Annotated in this window: 20 protein-coding genes; 8 read left to right on the top strand and 12 right to left on the bottom strand. The window is 63.1% G+C overall.

Annotated elements, in window-relative coordinates; genetic code table 11:
• Positions 1–176: 176 nt before the first annotated feature.
• On the top strand, positions 177–1,055 hold the full coding sequence (locus tag PspTeo4_RS25930; RefSeq protein ID WP_322366582.1) for an AraC family transcriptional regulator: 879 nt from the start codon (positions 177–179) through the stop codon (positions 1,053–1,055).
• Here the strand turns inward: PspTeo4_RS25930 and PspTeo4_RS25925 are convergent.
• The 6 genes from PspTeo4_RS25925 to PspTeo4_RS25900 form a co-directional block, all read right to left on the bottom strand.
• Positions 1,052–3,442, bottom strand: coding sequence for a TonB-dependent receptor (locus PspTeo4_RS25925; RefSeq protein ID WP_322366581.1), 2,391 nt, complete (start codon positions 3,440–3,442; stop codon positions 1,052–1,054). The genes PspTeo4_RS25930 and PspTeo4_RS25925 overlap by 4 nt on opposite strands.
• A gap of 198 nt (positions 3,443–3,640) precedes the next feature.
• Complete coding sequence (locus PspTeo4_RS25920) at positions 3,641–4,624, bottom strand: FecR family protein (protein ID WP_322366580.1); 984 nt, start codon at positions 4,622–4,624, stop codon at positions 3,641–3,643.
• Entirely contained in the window at positions 4,621–5,178 is a 558-nt protein-coding gene (locus tag PspTeo4_RS25915; protein ID WP_322366579.1) for an RNA polymerase sigma factor, read from the bottom strand. Before PspTeo4_RS25915 ends, PspTeo4_RS25920 begins: the two co-directional genes overlap by 4 nt.
• Before the next feature lie 22 nt (positions 5,179–5,200).
• Positions 5,201–5,527, bottom strand: coding sequence for a DUF3325 domain-containing protein (locus PspTeo4_RS25910; protein WP_322366578.1), 327 nt, complete (start codon positions 5,525–5,527; stop codon positions 5,201–5,203).
• Positions 5,521–7,101 carry a PepSY-associated TM helix domain-containing protein gene (locus PspTeo4_RS25905; protein ID WP_322366577.1) on the bottom strand — a complete coding sequence of 527 codons (1,581 nt, stop codon included), beginning with the start codon at positions 7,099–7,101 and terminating at the stop codon, positions 5,521–5,523. The genes PspTeo4_RS25910 and PspTeo4_RS25905 overlap by 7 nt, the downstream gene beginning before the upstream one ends.
• On the bottom strand, positions 7,098–7,403 hold the full coding sequence (locus tag PspTeo4_RS25900) for a DUF3649 domain-containing protein (protein WP_322366576.1): 306 nt from the start codon (positions 7,401–7,403) through the stop codon (positions 7,098–7,100). The genes PspTeo4_RS25905 and PspTeo4_RS25900 overlap by 4 nt, the downstream gene beginning before the upstream one ends.
• A gap of 183 nt (positions 7,404–7,586) precedes the next feature.
• Here PspTeo4_RS25900 and PspTeo4_RS25895 point away from each other — a divergent pair, with 183 nt between their 5' ends.
• The 3 genes from PspTeo4_RS25895 to fecA all read left to right on the top strand — a co-directional run bounded on the left by PspTeo4_RS25895 (position 7,587) and on the right by fecA (position 11,422).
• The gene (locus tag PspTeo4_RS25895; RefSeq protein WP_322366575.1) at positions 7,587–8,081 is read left to right on the top strand and encodes a sigma-70 family RNA polymerase sigma factor; all 495 of its coding nucleotides are present in this window, start codon (positions 7,587–7,589) and stop codon (positions 8,079–8,081) included.
• Positions 8,078–9,004 (top strand): FecR family protein, encoded by a 927-nt coding sequence (locus tag PspTeo4_RS25890; protein WP_322366574.1) that lies wholly within the window; start codon positions 8,078–8,080, stop codon positions 9,002–9,004. The genes PspTeo4_RS25895 and PspTeo4_RS25890 overlap by 4 nt, the downstream gene beginning before the upstream one ends.
• A 90-nt stretch (positions 9,005–9,094) precedes the next feature.
• Positions 9,095–11,422, top strand: a complete 2,328-nt coding sequence (gene fecA / locus PspTeo4_RS25885; RefSeq protein WP_322366573.1) for a TonB-dependent Fe(3+) dicitrate receptor FecA — start codon at positions 9,095–9,097, stop codon at positions 11,420–11,422.
• Between the two features lie 355 nt (positions 11,423–11,777).
• Here fecA and PspTeo4_RS25880 read toward each other — a convergent pair whose 3' ends face one another.
• Positions 11,778–12,152 carry a DUF3630 family protein gene (locus PspTeo4_RS25880; protein ID WP_322366572.1) on the bottom strand — a complete coding sequence of 125 codons (375 nt, stop codon included), beginning with the start codon at positions 12,150–12,152 and terminating at the stop codon, positions 11,778–11,780.
• 500 nt (positions 12,153–12,652) lie between these two features.
• Here PspTeo4_RS25880 and PspTeo4_RS25875 point away from each other — a divergent pair, with 500 nt between their 5' ends.
• Together PspTeo4_RS25875 and PspTeo4_RS25870 are read left to right on the top strand one after the other, a co-directional pair.
• A complete protein-coding gene (locus PspTeo4_RS25875) occupies positions 12,653–13,000 on the top strand; it encodes an HPF/RaiA family ribosome-associated protein (protein WP_322366571.1) in 348 nt (115 codons plus the stop codon).
• 112 nt (positions 13,001–13,112) lie between these two features.
• On the top strand, positions 13,113–13,415 hold the full coding sequence (locus tag PspTeo4_RS25870; protein WP_322366570.1) for a DUF3509 domain-containing protein: 303 nt from the start codon (positions 13,113–13,115) through the stop codon (positions 13,413–13,415).
• 165 nt (positions 13,416–13,580) lie between these two features.
• Here PspTeo4_RS25870 and PspTeo4_RS25865 read toward each other — a convergent pair whose 3' ends face one another.
• On the bottom strand, positions 13,581–14,051 hold the full coding sequence (locus PspTeo4_RS25865; RefSeq protein WP_322366569.1) for a phosphate-starvation-inducible protein PsiE: 471 nt from the start codon (positions 14,049–14,051) through the stop codon (positions 13,581–13,583).
• Positions 14,052–14,297: 246 nt separating this feature from the next.
• On the opposite strand from PspTeo4_RS25865, the gene PspTeo4_RS25860 reads away from it, so the two are divergent.
• Positions 14,298–14,561 (top strand): YebG family protein, encoded by a 264-nt coding sequence (locus PspTeo4_RS25860; protein WP_322366568.1) that lies wholly within the window; start codon positions 14,298–14,300, stop codon positions 14,559–14,561.
• A 13-nt stretch (positions 14,562–14,574) separates the two neighbouring features.
• Here PspTeo4_RS25860 and PspTeo4_RS25855 read toward each other — a convergent pair whose 3' ends face one another.
• A complete protein-coding gene (locus PspTeo4_RS25855; RefSeq protein WP_322366567.1) occupies positions 14,575–15,594 on the bottom strand; it encodes a Leu/Phe/Val dehydrogenase in 1,020 nt (339 codons plus the stop codon).
• A 124-nt stretch (positions 15,595–15,718) separates the two neighbouring features.
• On the opposite strand from PspTeo4_RS25855, the gene PspTeo4_RS25850 reads away from it, so the two are divergent.
• On the top strand, positions 15,719–16,525 hold the full coding sequence (locus tag PspTeo4_RS25850) for a SirB1 family protein (RefSeq protein WP_322366566.1): 807 nt from the start codon (positions 15,719–15,721) through the stop codon (positions 16,523–16,525).
• Here the strand turns inward: PspTeo4_RS25850 and maiA are convergent.
• From maiA to hmgA, 3 genes are read right to left on the bottom strand one after another with little or no spacing between them, the layout of a single operon-like run.
• A complete protein-coding gene (gene maiA, locus PspTeo4_RS25845; protein WP_322366565.1) occupies positions 16,519–17,151 on the bottom strand; it encodes a maleylacetoacetate isomerase in 633 nt (210 codons plus the stop codon). The genes PspTeo4_RS25850 and maiA overlap by 7 nt on opposite strands.
• Before the next feature lie 14 nt (positions 17,152–17,165).
• Positions 17,166–18,458, bottom strand: coding sequence for a fumarylacetoacetase (gene fahA / locus PspTeo4_RS25840; protein WP_322366564.1), 1,293 nt, complete (start codon positions 18,456–18,458; stop codon positions 17,166–17,168).
• Between the two features lie 3 nt (positions 18,459–18,461).
• On the bottom strand, positions 18,462–19,763 hold the full coding sequence (gene hmgA / locus PspTeo4_RS25835; RefSeq protein WP_322366563.1) for a homogentisate 1,2-dioxygenase: 1,302 nt from the start codon (positions 19,761–19,763) through the stop codon (positions 18,462–18,464).
• Positions 19,764–19,844: the final 81 nt, after the last annotated feature.

The raw sequence follows: 19,844 nt of genomic DNA, 5'->3' as shown, positions 1-19,844 counted from the left end.
ACAGGTATTGGCGTGGTTCCTGTGGGAGCGGGTTTACCCGCGAAGGGGCCACAGGATTTGCTGATCAGTCTCCGCCTGCGGCGCCACTACCCGCTTGCACAAACTTGCGCTTTTGCGTCGCCGGTAGCTGCCACTGCGCCCCAACCGCAGTACGATGGCTCGCAGAGGAACCGCCCATGACCCCACTGTCCCAGCTGCAAGTGTTCAACGCCATGCACGCCTCGCCCCACGCCCGGCTGGAGCTGAGCGCGCACCTGGGTGACGGCCTGGCAGCAGCGCTGTGGAGCAACCGAGACGACGCCCGCGACTACCAGGCACCCAGCCACCACACGCTGTCGTGCTACATCGCCGACGGCACTGGCACCTTCCGCCGCCAGCGCCCAGGTGACAAAGGTGCGCCGGACAAACTGTGCGTGATGCCCGCCGGCCATGAGTCGAACTGGGTGGTCAATGGCTCGATTCGCCTGGCGCATCTGTACATCAGCGAAACCCAGTTCGCCCTCGGCTGCGTACGCTTGCTGGACCGTGAGCCACGCGAGCTGCAGTTACAGGAAGCCACCTTCCTTGAAGACCCGCAGCAGGCCAGACGCTTTCGCCAGTTGATCACCTTGAGCTGGGACGAACCTGGCGAGCGGTTACTGGCCAGCAGCCTGGCCCATGAAATCGTCGACCATGCGGTGCTCAGCCAGGTTGGCCTGCGCCAAGGATTGCGCCTGAAAGGCGGGCTGGCGCCCACTGTGCGTCGGCAACTGGTCGATTACATCGAAGCGAACCTGGACCAGCCCGTCACACTCGGTGAGCTGGCCCTTCGCTGCAATCTGTCGGAGTACCACTTCGCCCGGATGTTCCGCACAAGTTTTGGCGTACCGCCCCATCAGTACCTGCTGGCCCGGCGACTTCACCAGGCCTGCCGGTTGCTGCGCCTGGGCGAGTTGCCGCTGGGGCAGGTCGCCCTGCTGTGTGGTTTCGCCAGCGCTAGCCACTTCAGCAATCGGTTTCGCCAGGCGATGGGGGCGACGCCTGGGGATTACCGGGCAGCGATGCTGAACACCTAGAATTCAAGCGTGCTGGACAAGCTCACCTGCCGCGCATCGCCAATGGCAACGAAATACTGGTTCACCGCCGAGCTGTAGTAGACCTTGTCGAACAGGTTCTTCACGTTCAACTGCAGGCGCACCTTGTGCTCGTCGAGCTTGGTCTCGTAGCTGGCAAACGCGTCGGCCACGGTGTAGGACGGCAGGTCAAAGGTGTTGGTCGCATTGCCCGCGCGCTCACCCACATAGCGCGCCCCGGCGCCAAGGCGCAGATTGTCGCCGCCGAACAGGCTGCCGAAGTCGTACACCGCCGATAGCGAGCCACTGTGCTTGGCCACGTTCTGCAGGCGGTTGCCCTTGAGGTCCGGGTCCTTGGTGACTTCAGCATCGGTGTAGGCGTAGCTGCCAATCAAGCTCCAGCGTTCGCTCAGCTGGCCGGTGAGGTCGAGTTCGACGCCCCGGGAGCTGACTTCACCCGCATTGCTGTACACCGTCTCGCCGCTGGTGCTATCGAAGTTGGACACCAGCACGTTGCGCTTGGTGATGTCGAACAGGGCCAAGGTGCCGGTGAGCTGGCCTGGCATGTCGAGCTTGGCGCCGATCTCCCAGGACTTGCCCTCTTCCGGTGCGATCGAGGAATCCAGTACCAGGCCGCCGGTCAACGGGGCAATGCTCGAGTTGGGTTTGAACGACTCGCTGTAGCTGCCATAGAACGACAACTGGTCGTCCACTTTGTAGACGATACCGGCATGGGGTACCCAGGCCTGGTCGCTGGTGTCGGTGTTGGCCTTGAACGGGCGGCCGCGACCGGCGTACTGGTCGTATTGCTGGAAGCGAGCCCCTGCCACCAGAATCCAGTGATCATCCAGGTGCAGCGCGTCCTGGAAGAACAGTGCATCGGTGCGCAGCTTGTCGGTCTGGTCGCTGTCGCTGGCGCGCACGGTGGTGCCCTCCACTTCCTGGCCATACACCGGATTCAGGTAGCTGAAGGTCGACTGGCTGCTCTGGCGGATCAGGTCACCGCGAAAGATCTTGCGGTCTTCATGGTCGACACCCACCAACAGGTCATGCTGCATGCCCGCCAGTTCAACATTGCCGTTGAGGCTGAGGGTGGCGAACTGGTCGCGGCTCATGGCGTTGTGGGTGCCGTCGATGCTGCGGGTCAGCGTGCCCTTGGCTTCGTTGACACCGGTCACCCGTACCTGGCTGGCGTCGTAGGTCTCGCGGTTGAAGCTGTAGCCGAAATGCAGTTTCCAGTCGTCGGCCAGTTGGTGGTCGACTTCCAGGCGGTAGAGGTCCGAGCGCCCTTCCATGTCGTTGAACGGCTCGTCCAGGCGGCGGGTAGCCGGGATGTTCAGCGGGTGGCCATCGTTGCCGAAGGCGGTGCCCCGGTCGAAGGGATAAAGAAACTCGCGATGCTCATAGGCCAGCACCACTTGCGTGTCCTCGCCCAGCCAGGCCAGCGACGGCGCCACCAGCGATTCGCGATGCACGCCGTAATTGCGCCAGTAATCTTCGTCTTCATGGTCGACGATCAGGCGGTAGGCGAACTTGCTGTCACCCAACGCTCCGGTACTGTCGAAGCCGCCGCCGCTGCCATTCTTGCCGCTGCCATAGGTGGAGCCGCGCACGGTCAGCGCGTTGTACTGCTCCAGTTGCGGGCGTTTGCTGACCACGTTGATGACACCGCCCGGGTCCTGGATGCCATACAACAGCGAGGCCGGGCCTTTGAGGACTTCGACCCGCTCGGTGCTGGCATTGAGGCTTCTGCCCTGCACGATGGGCATGCCGTCGCGCATGATCGAGCCGTCGCGGTTGTCGCCGAAGCCGCGCTTCATCACGGTGTCGGCGGTGCCGCCGAAATTGTTGCCCTGGGTGATGCCGCTGACATTGGTCAGGGCATCGTCGAGGTTGCGTGGGGCCTGATCACGGATGACCTGGGCCGGCACCACGTTGATAGCCTGCGGGATGTCCTGGTTCGGGCCCTGACCACGCATGATCGACGCCACTGCCGGAGGCTGATAGCTGTAGGCGTCCATCTGCGAGTTGACGGTGGTGGCTTGCAGGTTCAGTGCGCCGGAGGTGTCCAAGGGTTCGAGGGTCAGGGTGCGGGCATCGACGCGGCGCCAGGTCAGGCCGGAATTGCCCAGCAGTTGCTGCAATGCCTGTTCGGCACTGAAGCTACCGTTGAGTGCGGGTGCCTGCACGGCGGGCAGTTCAAGGGTATAGACCACGCTCTGGCCGGTGGCGCGGCTGAAGGCGTTGAGTGCCTGGGCCAGAGGCTGGCTCGGCTGGGCGAAGGCATGCACCTGGACCTGCTCGGCGGCGTGGGCCAGGGGGACGACGGTCACGGCGCCGAGTGCAGAAAGGCCGAACCAGAGGGGAACGCAACGCGGGGTGAACTTCATGGACGCTGACCTGTGAGAGGGTTATTACTGCGAATGAATCGCACTTTCACTCACTACACGGATGCCACGTCCTGTTACCTCACCCGGTTTTGAAAATTTTTTGCCTATGCCGGCCTCATCGCCGGCAAGCCGGCTCCTACAGGGGATGTGCGGTCACTGTGGGAGCCGGCTTGCCGGCGATGAGGCCGGTACTGACACCTACCGAACAACGGTCAGACGCCCCAGCATGGTCTGCCGCGAGAACCCCAGCACCTTGCCCAGCGAGTCCAGCGCCAGCAACGGCTCCTGCACTGGGAAACTGCCACTGACTTTGCGCTGCCCCAGCTCGTCATCCAGCAACAGGATACGGCCCGGGTAATAACGCCCAAGGTCTTCGAGCACTTGCGCCAACGGCACCTGGTAGTAATTGAGCCAGCCCTGCCGCCAGGCCAGGCGGCTGTCGCTATCCACACTCAACGTATCGCCGGCCCGCCCTTGGGCATAAACCACTTGCTGGTTGGCAGTCAGTTCACGAGCGGCCTGCCCCTGCGCTGGCGTCACCGCCACACGTCCGCTGCGCACGGTAACCTGCGCCCCGTCGCCCTGCTCGCGTACTTCGAATTGGGTACCCAGCACACGTACCTCGCCGCCAGCCGCCTCCACCAGGAACGGCTCGCCGGTGTGGGTCACCTGGAAGAACGCAGCCCCCCGCAACAGGCGCACGCGACGCTCACCGTGCTGGAAGTCGACGGCAATGGCACTGCCGGCATCCAGCAGCACCTGCGACTGGTCGGCGAGGCTGACCTGGCGAACCTCCCCGGCACTGCTGTAGTCGGCCTGCAGGTCCTGTAGCCAATAGCCTGGATGCCAACCACCGGCGATACCCACGGCCAACACCAGGCAGGCTGCTGTAGCCAGGGCTGCTACCCGTTGCCGCCAGCGCCCCTTGCGGGGAGCAGCGGCCATGGCGTCGAGATACTGCTGCAGGCTTGCACGCTCTTCCTCGGCCAACCGGGCAGCCGGTGCGGCGCTCAGCTCCCATGCAGCCTGGGCGTCGGCATAGGCCAGACGGTGCGCAGGGTCGGCCAGCAGCCAGCGCTTGAACGCCGCACCGTCGGCTTCCTCTGGCCGTTCATTGATGCGGCTGAGCCAGTGCAACGCCGCCTGGGACTGAGCAGCGGAGATCGGGTTCGGACGGCTCATCGACGGGCGCTCCCAGGCCTGCGTGTGGACGACACGGGCTCGGCGACACTCGCCTTGCACGCTTCAAGGGCGCGCATCATATGCTTTTCCACGGCGCTCTGGGACAGTTGCATGGCCTTGGCGATCTCGCCGTACTTGCAGCCATGAATGCGGTTGAGCAGAAATATCTGCCGCGTGCGCTCGGGCAGTGCCCGCAGCGCGGCCTCGATACGTTGCAGGTCATGCTCGACCTCAAGCGCCTGCTCCGGCGCCTGGGCGCTGGTTTGTTCATCCAGCGGCAATGAGGCTTCGGCAACGCGCTCGCGGCTGCCTTCACTGCGCAGGTGGTCGATAGCCAGGTTGCCGGCGCAGCGCAGCAGGTAGGTGTCCAGTGCCTCGACCTTGACCTCGGGCCGGCGCCAGAAGCGCAGGAACAACTCCTGGACCAGGTCCGCCGCCGTTGCACGGCAACCGATCCGCCGGCTGACCACTGCTTCCATGCGCGCACGCTGGGCGAGGAACACTTGCAGGAAACGCGCACGACCGCCTGCGCTGTCGGCTTCTGGTTCGATCATGTCGCCTGGCTCGCTCAACGGCTCACACCGACCACACGGCCAACAGCGGGCCAAGCACCAGGCTGGCCGCCGCCAGGCCCAGAAGCACGCGAGGCTGGTAAGGCAAGGCAAACACCCACAGCGTGGCGCCAGCCATCAGCACGGCGACCCACTCCACCAGGCCATGGGCCCAACCGCGCCAATGCACACTCAGCACCAGCGACAATGCCAGCAACGACCAGCCGCCGATGCGCAGCCTGAGCAACTGGCCCGGACGTGGCTTGCGCCCGAGCAAGTCGCTGAAGTGCTTTTCCATGGCCAGGCACAAGCCTGCGAAACCGGCGTAGCCGATCAGGGCAATGCTCAGCATTGATTCACCTCGGCTGCTTCAACGGTCGCCTTCGCTGCACGGGGCACACGCTTGATGGCCGGTTTGGGCATGCGCAGCATCTTGTTTGCCGTCCAGGCGAGGAACAGCCCGGTCGCCAGCGCCGTGAGGTCGAAACCAGCCATGGCCCAATCACCCGCCAACAGCGAATGGTTCAAGCCCTGGCCGGTGGTCAGGCCGTTGAGCAACGGCAGTGCGGCAAAGGCCAATGCGCCCAGCGCCAATTGTTCACCCCAGGCCCGACGACCAGGCCGCAGCGTCGCATGCGCCAGCGACAACGCCCAGGTCAGGAAGAAGGCGTTGACCTCCCATTCGGCCCGACCCTCCAAGCCCGCTGGCACCAGGCGGTTGGCCCAGAAGAACCCGGCCACGCCCAGCAACAACCCGCTCATGCTGGCAATGTTGAGCACCTCGACCAAGCGCAGTTCGCCCGGCATGCGCACGCTCTTGGCATGTTTGAGCTGGCGCTTGCCCAGCCACATCACCAGGCCGGTGCCGATCACCGCCGTGCCCGCCACGCCGAAGACGAAGTACAGCCAGCGCAACCACGGGCCCGCAAAATTGCCCATGTGCAAGCCGACGAAGCTGAACGAGGTCATCATCGCCGTGGTTTCCGGCTCGCCCTGGGTCAGCAGTTCGCCGGTGGCGCCGTCGAACGTCCAGTTGGCGCTGCGCTTGTACGCCACGCTGTCGGCCGAAGCCTGGGCAAAGGTGACGCGGGCATTGCGGTCACCCGGGTTCTGTACCTGGATGTAGCCCATGCGTGCGCCCGGCACCTGCTCCTGGACCTTGGCGTACAGGCTCTCCAACGGCACCAGAGGCGCAGCGGCATTGGCCAGGACAGGTACATCGTCACGGCCGAACAGGTCATTGAAATAGCCGTTGGTGTTGCCACCATAGCTGGCCAGGATGCTGGCCGGCATCACCATGTACATGAAGATCACCAGGCTGCTGTAGCTGATCATCAGGTGGAACGGCAGCACCAGCACGCCGATCGCATTGTGCCCGTCCAGCCAGGAACGCTGGCCTTTGCCTGGGCGGAAGGTGAAGAACTCCTTGAAGATCTTCTTGTGGGTGATGATCCCGGTGACCAGGCCCAGCAGCATGATGAAGGCGCAGAAGGTCGCCAGCCAGCGGCCCCAGGGATGAGGCATCTGCAGCTGGAAGTGGAAGCGGTAGAAGAAGTCGCCGCCACGGCTGTCACGGGCCTCGACCGGCTGGCCGGTCTGGGCATCGAGGGTCTTGCTGGCGAAACCACGGCGACCGGCATTGGGGTCACGCCAGCCCACACTCAGCCCTGCCTCGCGCTCGTTGGGCAGGCGAATCATCCAGTTGCCGGCATTGCCCGCGTTGGCCTCCAGATAGCGCTGGGCCAGGCCCAGGCTGGCCACGGGGTCGAGCGCATGGCTACGCACTTCCGGTCGAGTCCAGTGCGAGATCTCTTCCTTGAAGTACGAGAGTGTACCGGTGAGGAAAATCGCGAACAGCAGCCAGCCAAAGATCAGGCCTGTCCAGGTGTGCAACCAGGCCATGGCCTGGCGGAAGCCTTCTTTCATGGGGTGCTCATCCAGTAGCAAAGCCCATTGACCAACCCCAGCACCAGGCTTGGCACCAGCACACCGAACCAGGCGCGCCAGGCGCTGCGGCAGGCGAAGCACCAGATGAAGGCCAGCAGGTAGAAGACGAACGACAGCATCATGCCAGTCAGCACCGCGTCGACCTTCGGCAACGGGGCCAGCAAGCCAATGCAGACACTGGCCATGGACGCCAGCAGGTATCCGCCCAGCAGCGCGGCCAGGCTGCGTGAGGTCACGGCCAGGCGGTAGCTGAGGGGGAGTCCGGCGGCAGTGCGCTTCATGGCGGAGGTCCGGGGGCATTCGGGGGTGCAATAGTAATGATTTCAATTCTCATAAGCAAAGTCTGGGGACACGTGGCATTCATCGGCACTATTGCCGGGAAGGATTGCCGAGACCAACGCACCTCACTACAATGCGAACAATTCTTACTACCAGTTGCGCTACCCGGCGCCGGAGTATCCACGGTGTCCAGCGCCCTCTCTTCCACGGTCGAAGGCCTCTACCACGCCCATCACAACTGGCTGACCGGCTGGTTGCGGCGCCGCCTGGGTTGCCCCCACAGCGCTGCGGACCTGGCCCAGGACACCTACGTGCGGTTGCTGCAGTCGCGTGAGGCCCCGCAACTGATCGAGCCACGCGCGTTCCTCACCACCGTGGCCAAGCGGGTGTTGTGCAATCACTTCCGGCGCCAGGAGCTTGAGCGCGCCTATCTCGAAGCCCTGGCCCAGGTGCCCGAAGCGGTGGCGCCGAGCGAAGAACAGAAAGCGATCATCTTCGAGACCTTGCTGGAACTCGACCGCCTGCTCGATGGCCTGCCTGCACTGGTCAAGCGCACCTTCCTGCTGGCTCAGGTCGATGGTCTTGGCCAGACCGAGATCGCCCGTGAACTGGGTATTTCGCTGGCCACGGTCAAGCGCTACCTGAACAAGGCAGCGCTGCGCTGCTACTTCGCCCTGTGAACGCGTCATTTTCCGCACAAGTGGCCGAACAGGCCGTGCACTGGCTGATCGAGTCCCAGGGCGAGGACTTCGACCAGGCCCAGCAGCAGGCACTGCAAAGCTGGCTACTGGCCGACCGCGAACACCAGCGCGCCTGGGCGCACATCCAGCAGGTCAACCAGCGTTTGCGTGGGGTGGCCTCGCCTGTGGTGCATGCCACCTTGCAGGCACCGCCCTCCCCTGCCCGGCGCCGGGCACTCAAGGCCCTGCTGCTGGTTGGCGTGGCCAGCGCCACTGGCCTGGGCCTGCAACAGCACAACCCGCTACCCGGCCTGATGGCGGACTACCGCAGCCCGGTGGGACAGCGCCGGCGGATGCGGCTGGATGACGGTAGCCTGTTGCAACTCAACACCGACAGCGCCGCCGATGTCCGCTTCGACCCGCAGCAACGGCGTATTCGCCTGCTGAACGGCGAATTGCAGCTGGAGGTGGCCAAGGATGTGCGCCCGCTGGTACTGCGCACGGGCGAAGGCACACTGCGGATGGATGGTGGCCGCTACAACGTGCGCCAGTTCAATCGCTTCAGCCTGGTTGCGGTGTTCGACGGCGCGGCCAACCTCTCGGGCCAGACGCTACTCGCCGGGCAGCAGGCCCGCTTCACCGCAGCCGGCTGGCAGGGCATCGCGCCGCTGGAGCGCAACAGCGGTGCCTGGGTCGACGGCATGCTGGTGGCTTCGCAGATGCGCCTGGCGGACTTCCTTGCCGAGTTGGCGCGCTACCGCCATGGGCAACTCAGTTGCAGTGATCGCATTGCCGACCTGCGCATTTCCGGCTCGTATCCACTGGATGACAGCGAGCAGATTCTGCACATGCTGGAAGTGGCGTTGCCGGTGAAGGTGCGGCGCTTTACGCGGTACTGGGTGAAGGTCGAGGCCGCCAGCTGAGGCCGCAAAAAAATTTCTGATTAACCTGAGCCATTCTTCACCTCTCGCGTGACAGAGAAGGCAGAACCCCCTTCTCACAGGACCCTCCAGATGCCGTTGCGCCCCAGCCCGCTGTTCCAAGCCTTGCTGCTCGCCAGCACCCTGAGCTTCGCCGTGCCTGCCGTCCAGGCCGCCGAAACACGCACTTACCATATCGCCCCAGGCTCGCTGGAAGAGGCACTCAACCAGTTTGGCCGCGAAAGTGGTGCATTGATTTCATTCGGCTCGCAGATCACCCAAGGCCTGCAGAGCCCAGGGCTGGATGGCCAATACGATGTGCAGCAAGGCCTGGATGCGCTGCTGGGTGGCAGTGGCCTGCAAGCCCGCAAGGAAGCTGACAATGCCTTCAGCCTGCAACCGGTCGGCACCACCGGCAGCGGCGCCGCCGTCGAGCTGGGTGCATCGACCGTAGTCGGTGACTGGCTGGGCGAGGCGCAACAGGACAACGTCTTCGAGCACCCAGGTGCCCGGGACGTGGTGCGCCGCGAAGAATTCGAGCGCAACGGCGCCACCACCGCCCGCGAAGTGCTCAACCGCATCCCAGGTGTCAACGCCCCGGAAAACAACGGCACCGGCAGCCACGACCTGGCGCTGAACTTCGGTATTCGCGGCCTCAACCCGCGACTGGCATCCCGCTCCACCGTGCTGATGGACGGCATCCCGGTGCCCTTTGCACCTTACGGCCAGCCGCAACTTTCGCTGGCGCCCATCAGCATGGGCAACATGGACGCGGTGGATGTGGTGCGCGGTGGCGGTGCCGTGCGCTACGGCCCGCAGAACGTCGGTGGCATCGTCAACTTCGTGTCCCGCGCCATCCCCGAAGAGGCCACCTTCAAGGCCGCCATGCAGAACCAGATCAGCCCCTCGTCCAGCCATGACGGCTTCAAGAACAGCGCCAACCTGCTGGTCGGTGGCACCAACGACAACGGCCTGGGCGGTGCCCTGCTGTACTCCGGCACCCGTGGCGGCGACTGGCGCGAGCACAGCGACACGCAGATCGACGACCTGATCCTCAAGGGCAAGCTGCAACTGGACGAGGCCAACAGCCTGCACGCCATGGCCCAGTACTACGAGGGCGAAGCCGAAATGCCGGGCGGCCTGAGCAGCGCCGACTTCGACGACGACCCGTACCAGTCGACACGCCTGAAAGACAAGTTCTGGGGCCGCCGCACGCTGTTCAACTTCGGCTACGACTACAAGCAGGACGACCGCCAGTTCAGCGTCAACAGCTTCTTCACCAAGACCCTGCGCAGCGGCTATCTGGACCAGGGCAGCTTCGTCTCGCTGTCGCCACGCGAGTACTGGGTGCGCGGCATCGAAACGCGCTTTTCGCAGGGCGTAGCCTGGGGCGAAAGCTGGCATGAACTGGGTATCGGCTACCGCTATATCAACGAAACCGGCCACGAACTGCGCTTCCGCGAGCCGGTCAACGGCGCGCTGCCGACCACCGCAAGCCGCAATGACCGCGACACCCGTGGCAGCACCGAAGCCCATGCCATCTACCTCGATGACCGCATCGACATCGGCCGCTGGACCATCACGCCAGGCATTCGCTACGAGATGATCGACTCCGAGCAGAGCAACAAGCTCAACGGCCAGCGCTACCAGGGCGACTACAACACCGCATTGCCGGCGCTGAACGTGATGTATCACCTGACCGACAACTGGAACCTGTACGCCAACACCGAGGGCTCGTTCGGCAGTGTGCAGTACAGCCAGATGCCCAACCGAGTGAGCAGCGGCGAGGTCAAACCCGAGAAGGCACGCACCTGGGAGATCGGTACCCGCTACGACAATGGCGACCTGCAGGCTGAGATCGGCGCATTCCTGATCAACTTCGATAACCAATACGAAAGCAACCAGACCAACGACTCGGTGATCGCCCGCGGCGAGACCCGTCACCAGGGTATCGAGACCAGCGTGCGCTATGCCCTGGATAGCCTGAGCCCGGCACTGGCCGGTTTCGATGTGCACGGCAACTACGCCTTCGTCGATGCCACCATTCGTGAGGACGGGCCGAACAAGGGTAACCAGGTACCGTTCTCGTCGCGGCACAAGGGCACCGTGGGTGTCGGCTACACCGAAGGGCCGTGGCAGTTGAACCTCGACGCCAGCTTCCAGAGCAGCCAGTACGCCGACAACGCCAACACCAGCGCCGAGAGTGCCGATGGCAGCACCGGGCGTATTCCAGGCTACATGCTGGTCAGCACCCGCGCCGGCTATGACTTCGGGCCGCAGTTGTCGAACCTGAAGGTGGCGGTGGGGGTGAAGAACCTGTTCAACCGCGAGTACTACACGCGCTCCTACGACGACAACAACAAGGGCAAATATGTGGGTGAGCCGCGGACCTTGTATGTGCAGACGTCGGTGGAGTTCTGAGCTGATTGCTGGCCGTTGTTGGGTACGGTTTGATTTTTTGGGTGTTGCATAGATCGAGCGCCGCCCGCGCGGCGCATCGCGAGCAAGGCTCGCTCCTACGTTTGTTTTGGGCCAGTTTTGCCTGTGGAATTTGCGCGCGAACGCCTTGGCGCATGGCGCAATATCGAGTCGTACACACAAGGCGGTCGCGCGCGTCTGCCACAGGCATTATTGGCCGTAAACAAACGTAGGAGCGAGCCTTGCTCGCGATGCGCCGCGCGGGCGGCGCTCGATCTCGCAGGCACCATCGCCCACAGGACAAGCCGACAAAGTCCCTCCGATGAGTGATTTAGCTCATAGAGCTCTGTTAATAACGCTATTTAGCTAGTTTTTTTTCGAATTCGGCAATCAATGAATCACCTCTTGGTGTCATTGACTCGAGTGAAACCATCACTGGGAAGTCATCAAAGGTCAGATGAAACTTCTCTCTTTCTATGATGATTTCCCAGATTCTTATATCAATTGAGTCCGACTTTGTTTCGATTTTTCCATTCAGCAAGTCAACCACTGCGCTCGCATAATCCGGGAAATCGTCCCAGTCTATGCATGAGGTTAAATTCAGACAGGCCCTTCCAGAGTGCATCGTGTCTATCTTCAAGGCGTCAAGCTTTAGAGTGTTCATTAAAATAGATCTCCACCGCCAGAGCGGGTAGCACTCTCGATGATTTGGGTCGGGTACGAGCTTCTTCATTGTGTCATTCCAGCTTCTTGAAAAAGGGAACTACCACCTGAATCTTTCTCATGGATCGAAGGTGGCAGCCGTACGCGGGCGTGAGAAAACCAGAAATGTCTTACAGATGATGACCTCGAGGTGTACGTCGGGGGATGGGGAGTAGGCCACCCAGTGTTTGCCACCACCTTTACTGCGCCTATTAGATCGAGCGCCGCCCGCGCGGCGCATCGCGAGCAAGGCTCGCTCCTACGCTTGTTTCGGGCCAGTCATGCCTGTGAGAGGCGCGCGCGACCGCCTTGTTGGTACGACGCAATATCGAGCCCTGCGCCAAAGCGTTCGCGCGGGCGGCGCTCGATCTCCCAGGCGGCAAAACCCTCCCGACAGACACATTTATTTTCAGAAAGGGGTTGTAATCGTCGCGCCGTTGCCTGACCTTAGGGTCAAGAGGCGAAGAAATTCCAGGGGCCTCAATGGCCTAGGCACGCCTCCATGCGAGCAAGCTGAATAAGGATTGAATCATGCAAATCCAGGTCAACAGCAGCAACCATATCGAAGGCAACATCCGGCTCAACGAGTGGGTCCGCAGCACACTGCAGAGCACTCTTGAACGTTACGAGGACGACCTCACCCGCATCGAGGTGCACCTGCGCGACGAGAACGGCGCCAAGCCCGGACCGCATGACAAACGCTGCCAGATGGAGGCTCGCCCGAAAGGCCATCAGCCGATTTCCGTGACGCACACCGCCACTTCGCTGGACCAGGCCGTCGATGGCGCCGCCAGCAAACTGAACAATGCGTTGGAACATTTCTACGGCAAGTTGCGCAGCAAGCGCGGGGCATTGGAACTGAGTGATCCCGAAGCCTGATCAACGCCAAAGCACAGCAACGCCCGGCCCTGCGCCGGGCGTTTTCGTTTCCGCTGAACCAAGCCTGCGATTGCCGGTCAACTTCTGCAGTCATTCAGTGCAGAACCTGAGCATGAACAACCCATTCGAGCAGATCAGCACCGCCTTCGCCCCGGAGTACCGGGTCAACCTGAGCATCGAACGCCTGGACGGCAGCATCATGCTGACGCTCTCCGACGACGCCGGCGTGGTCGCCAAACGCCTGATCAGCCAGGCTCAGCGCAACGACCCGGTGCGCTTGCAGCGGGTCATCGACAGTATCCGCCTGGGCCTGGCCATCGAGCTGGGGCAAAACCCGCTGCAGGTACTTGCCGCCCTGACCCGCGACTCACGCCACGAGCCCCATCACTTCAAGGCGCTGGGCGTGGCCAATTGAAGGCAGGGCGACAACCGGTCAACGCACTTTCCGCAGCATTTCCCCGATCATTTTCTCGAATCCAGGCAGACGCAGCTGGCGAACCCGATGTTGCGATACATCGCGCGGCGCCGGACGGGATTGAACCACCAGGGGCGGGGCCATCCGCGTTAACTACCTAGCCCCTCACTTGCCTTCTTCGATCTCTTTGCCGTTAGCGTCCAGCACCTTGGTCGATGGGTAGCGGTAAGACGCATAGCGCACCACCAGAATCGAGAAGGCCAGCAGCAAAATACCGCCGCACAGGTACAGCAGCCCTTCATCCGGCGCCTTGTGGTGCGACACGTCGCCGATCAGCAGGCGGGTCAGCGCGGTGATTGCCACATACAGCAAGAAGCGGATCGGCATGTGGTTGGTCTTGAAGTAGATCCCGACCATCGCCCCAAGCTCCAGGTAGATGAACAGCAACAGGATGTCATCCACGCTGATGCCGCCTTTGCCCAACATGTCCAGGAAGGTCATCACCGCCGCATAGGCTGTGATGGCGCCGATGCCGAACAGTGCCAGGTAGTGGAACGCCTCGACGCACAGATTGCCCAGCGAGTCAGCCGAGCCGTGCAGGCCCTTGCGCAGTTTTTCAGCCCATTTGATGTTCACGTTGTTCCATTCCCCGATACGACATGAAGGATGATGCATCACGTCTGTGACGCTTGTGCCATGCAGTTAAAGGGCCAGGCCCCCAGCTTGGAAGGCGACCGATTGCCGCAAGGCACCTGGAGCTACACTTTTTGCCGAGAGTATTTACAGCAAATGGCCACTGCGCAGTTGCATTGGAAGGGGCATTGCCATTACTGTATATAAACACAGTAATGATTAACCAACAGAAAGGCACAGAGGTGATGAATGGCCGTCGAAGTGGTGTACCGCAGCAGCCGCGACCCGGAGCGCTTGTTCATGGATAAGGCCGAAGCAGATCGTCACGACAAGATGCTCGAGCTGGCTGAGCGCCTGGCCGAAGTGCTGCAGAAGGCAGTGCCCTCGCTGACCGAACAGCAGGTTGAAGAAGCTGGCATTTATATGGCGAAGAACCGCGATGTGTTTGCCCGGGCGTTCAAGAGCCAACCGGATGCACTCTCGGAGTTGCTGGAAGGTGGTGCTGCTGAATAAAGCCTCCAGGGGCTCAACCGTACAGCAACCGCTCCGCCAGCATCTGCGCCACCCGCGCTGGCGAACGCTTCTCCGCCTGGGCGTGGGCAAATACCTCGGTCAGCCGCGTGGGTATCCGCGCCAGGTGCGCGGTGATGGTGCCCAGGTCCTCGCCACGGTGCTTGAGGGCTACATAGATCAACCCGCCGGCGTTGATCACATAGTCCGGCGCGTACAGAATCCCTCGCGACTCCAGCTGATCGGCCACCTGCAACGTGGTGAGCTGGTTGTTCGCCGCCCCCGCCACCGCCGCGCAGCGTAGTTGCATCACGCTCTGGCCGTTGAGCACTGGCCCCACACCGCAAGGCGCGAAAATATCGCAAGGTGTGCTGATCAAGGCATCATTGGTGACCGGGTGCGCATTGAACTGCTCGACCGCCAGGCGCACACGGCCGGGGTCCAGGTCACTCACCAGCAGTTCCGCACCCGCCGCGTGCAGTTGCTCGGCCAAGGCATAGCCAACATTGCCCAGGCCCTGCACCGCCACCCGCAGGCCCTCCAGATTACCGCTGCCCAGGCGGGCCTGGGACGTGGCGCGGATACCGGCGAAGACCCCCATGGCGGCATGCGGTGAAGGGTCGCCGGACGCCGTGGTACTGGTGACGTGGGGCGTACTCTGGGCGATGCAGTCCATGTCCAGGGTTGAGGTGCCACTGTCCACGGCAGTGATGAACCGTCCTTGCAATGTATCGACAAAACGGCCAAAGGCCTCGAACAACGCCGCACGGTTTTCCACATGGGGGTTGCGCATGATCACAGCCTTGCCGCCGCCGAACTTCAAACCAGCCAGCGCCGCCTTGTAGCTCATGCCCTGGGCCAGGCGAATGGCGTCGGTCATGGCGCTTTCATCATCGGCATAGGGCAAGTAGCGACAGCCACCCATGGCCGGCCCCAGATGTTCGCTGTGGATCGCCACCACAGCCTTCAGACCCGTGGTCGGGTCGATCCACATGTGCATGGACTGGGTACGGGTGCTTTGCATCAGCGCGAACATCGACCGGCTCCCCCAAGAGGTGCTCTCTCCAGTATAGGCAGGCCGCCAACACAAGGCTTCTTGGCGGACCACTGGACGAACCAGGGCGTCAAAGCTAATAGTTAAGCGTATGTGGAGAAGCCCTATGAACCCACGTCAAGCCTGCCTGACCTGCCTGGAACGCGAGCCGGTCGCCCTGCTGGAAGCCGCCGTATGGATCGCCGCCGAGCACGACCGAAATGTCGAGTTGGCCGCGTGCCTTGCCACGGTGCACAACCTGCAACGTGAGATCAGCGCCAACTTGCCGATGTTGCCGTTATGTGAACTGGCCCAGCCGCTGTTGCGCCAGCTGAATTCGCTTGGCTTCCAGCAGGATGAATACCACCCGCTGCGTCCGCAGGCGGCCCTGATGGACAAGGTCCTGCAGCGCCGCCGTGGCCAACCGCTGACCCTTGCCATACTGGCTCTGGAACTGGCGCAGCGGCTGTCCATTCCCCTGGAGGGCGTAGGCTTCCCGGGACACTTCCTGCTGCGCGTACCCGGCGCCGATCACCTGCTCGACCCCTGTGGCGGCCGCCGTCTGTACCCTGCGGACTGTCGTGAACTGCTGGCGCGCCAGTTCGGCCCGCATGTGCCACTGACAGCTGAACACCTGCGGGCGGTAAGCCCCACGCAGATGCTCCAGCGCCTCTCACGCAACCTGCGTCAGTTGCACATCAGCAACGACAACCACCTGGCGGCGCTGATCGATGCCGAGCGCGTGATGCAACTTGGGCCGGTGCAAGTCAGTGACTACACGGCCCGAGCCTCGCTCTACCAGCACCTGGATTGCCCACAGGCTGAACGCTTCGACCTGGAGCATGCCTTGCTGCTGACCGACGACCCGGTTCAACGCCTGAAGCTGAGCGAGCGAATCGGACAACTACCGACGGTGAACCGGTCGATTCACTGAGCCGGCGTGTCCGGCTGGCACGACGGGTGTGCCTTGGCGAACGCAGGGTGCTGCTGCGCCAGGGCAGCGACACGACGGATGCGTGGGTAGCCGCTCAGGTCGATATTGAATCGCTCGGCGGCGTACAGCTGAGGAATCAGGTAAACATCCGCCACCCCTGGCGATGCGCCGAAGCAGAAGCCATCGTCGCCGATCAATTGCTCGATTGCCGCCAGCCCCTGCCCGATCCAGTGGCCAATCCATTGGTTGACCTGCGATTCGTCATGGCCCAGCTGTCGCAACTGGTTGAGCACACTGACGTTGTGCAGCGGATGAACATCGCAGCCGATGATTGCCGCCACACCCCGTACCTTGGCCCGGGCCTCGGCGCCGACTGGCAGAAGCGCAGGTTGTGGATAAGCCTCTTCGAGGTACTCGATGATCGCCGGTGACTGCACCAGCACATCACCGGCGTCGGTACGCAGGGCCGGTACACGGCCTTGCGGGTTGACGGCCGAATAGTCCGCACCGCGCTGCTCGCCCTTGAGCAGGTTCACCGGCAGGGCCTGGTAGTCCAGGCCCTTGAGCGCCAAGGCGATTCGCACACGATAGGACGAGGTGGAACGGTAGTAGGTATACAGCTCCATGTGCCTGGCCTCGCTCAGTTGGCTGCGACGATCTTGCCGCGGCATTCACCGAAGCCGATGCTGGCGAAACCCTCACGCGTGCAGCGGGCACGCAGGATGATCTCGTCGCCGTCTTCGAGGAATTTGCGCACTTCGCCGCTGGCCAGCGCTACCGGCTGCTTGCCGCCTTCGGTGATCTCCAGCAGGCTGCCGAAGGAACCTGGCGTGGCACCCGACAGCGTCCCCGAACCGAACAGGTCGCCCGACTGCAACTGGCAACCATTGACGCTGTGGTGAGCCACCATCTGCGCCACGGTCCAGTACATGCTGCGAGTGTTGCTCAGGGTCAGGCGGTGGGCGGGCAGGCCCTGTTCGCGCAGGCCCTCGGTGAGCAGCAGCACTTCCAGCTCGATGTCCAGTGCACCGCCGGCTTGATCGCGTTTGTCCAGCAGGTACGAGAGCGGTTGTGGGTCGCCCTCGGGACGTGCCGGCTGGGCGCAACGGAAAGGCTCCAGGGCTTCAGCGGTAACCACCCAGGGCGAGATGCTGGTGATGAAGCTCTTGGACAGGAACGGGCCCAACGGCTGGTATTCCCAGGCCTGGATATCCCGCGCCGACCAGTCGTTTAGCAGGCAGAAGCCCGCTACGTGCTCGGCGGCATCCCCTACCGGAATCGCCTGGCCCATGTCGTTGCCCTGGCCAATCCAGATCCCCAGCTCCAGCTCATAGTCCAGGCGCGCACACGGGCCAAAGGTCGGCTCGGTCTGCCCTGCTGGCAGCGTCTGGCCCTTGGGGCGGCGCACGTCGGTACCCGACGGGCGCAGGGTCGAGGCGCGGCCGTGATAACCGATCGGCACATGCTTGTAGTTAGGCAGCAACGGGTTGTCGGGGCGGAACAGTTTGCCGACGTTCTTGGCGTGCTCGATTCCGACATAGAAATCGGTGTAGTCGCCGACTTTGGCCGGCATGTGCATTTGGCAATCGTTGGCGGAATACAGCGCGGCCTTCAGGGCAGTCTGGTGCTCGCTGTGCTCACCCAGCAACACCAGCAAGCGCTCGCGCAGGGCGACACGGGCGCTGCGGCCCAGCGCGAAGAAGGCATTCAGTTGCCCGCCGCGAGTGGCCTCTACCGCAGCCTTGGCCTGCCCTTCGAACAGGCCGGCAGCCAATGCCGCCTCAAGGTCGAGGATGGCATCACCGATGGCGACGCCGCATCGCGGCGCTTCAGCGGAGCGGCTGAAGATACCCAGCGGCAGGTTCTGCAACGGGAAGTCGCTATGCCCGTTGGCGTGCTCTACCCAGCTGCGGGCAATGGCGGTCTGGTTCATCGGTTATCTCCGGTTCGGGTTGAAGGTGCTCGGCAAGGTGGCCCAGCAACTATCGTAGTCGGCCTGCAATTGCGGGCATTCGAGGGCATGGCGGCTCGGGCGCAGCACCTGGCTAGTCTCGAACATGAAGGCCATGGTGTCGTCGATCTTGTGCGGTGCCAGGTCTGCGGCAATGGCTTTTTCGCAGGTCTCGGCGTCCGGCCCGTGGGCGCTCATGACGCCATGCAGCGAGGCGCCACCCGGCAGGAAGCCTTCGGCCTTGGCGTCGTAGGCGCCATGGATCAGGCCCATGAATTCGTTCATCAGGTTGCGGTGGAACCACGGCGGACGGAACGTGTTCTCGGCCACCATCCAGCGCGGCGGGAAGATCACGAAGTCCATGTTGGCCAGGCCGTGAACGCTGGTGGGTGATGTCAGCACAGTGAAAATCGATGGGTCCGGGTGATCGAAGCTGACCGTGCCCAGGGTGTTGAAACGGCGCAAGTCATACTTGTACGGCACATTGCTGCCGTGCCAGGCCACCACATCCAGTGGCGAGTGCTGCAGCTCGCAGGCCCAGTGCTCACCGAGGAACTTCTGCACCAGCTGCACCGGCCCGCTGGCCTCTTCGTAATGGGCGACCGGGGTGAGGAAATCTCGTGGGTTGGCCAGGCCGTTGCTGCCAATTGGCCCCAGGTCCGGGATGCGTAGCGGCGCACCATGGTTTTCTGCCAGGTAGCCACGGGCCTGCCCGTCGAGAAGCTCGACGCGGAATTTCATGCCACGCGGGATCACCGCGATTTCCAGCGGCTCGACTTCCATGACCCCAAGCTCGGTGGCGATACGCAGACGGCCTTGCTCTGGCACCAGCAGCAGCTCGCCGTCAGCGTTGAAGAACACACGCTCCATGGAGCGGTTGGCGCGGTAAATGTAGACGCTGACTCCCGCAGGTTTGTCCGCCGCCGAGTTGGCCACCATCGGCAGCCAGCCTTCGATGAAGTCGGTCGCCTCGGTGGGGATCGGTTGCGGGCTCCAGCGCAGGCGATTGGGGGTGACTGCACCCAGCGGGCCGTTCAATGGCTGGCGCTCGAGGCGCTCGAAGCGCGGGTGCAGCGCCGACGGGCGAATACGGTACAACCAGGTGCGACGCAACTCGCTGCGCGTCATGGTGAACGCGGTGCCGGAGAGCAGCTCGGCATACAGCCCGTATGGGGCTTTTTGTGGCGAGTTCTGCCCGACCGGCAATGCGCCAGGTAGCGCTTCACTGGCGAATTCGTTGCCGAAGCCGCTCAAGTATTGAAGGTCGGTGGACGTGTCACTGGTCATCGATGCCTCCGGGCTCGCACGGAGCCGTTGCTGGCAGCTGGCTGCGGGGGATGGCAGCGCGTCTGCATTGTTTTTATCGTA

Source organism: Pseudomonas sp. Teo4, from assembly GCF_034387475.1.
Lineage (GTDB): Bacteria > Pseudomonadota > Gammaproteobacteria > Pseudomonadales > Pseudomonadaceae > Aquipseudomonas.
The sequence above is the reverse complement of the archived record's forward strand: the minus strand, read 5'-3'. Positions and strand labels throughout refer to the sequence as shown.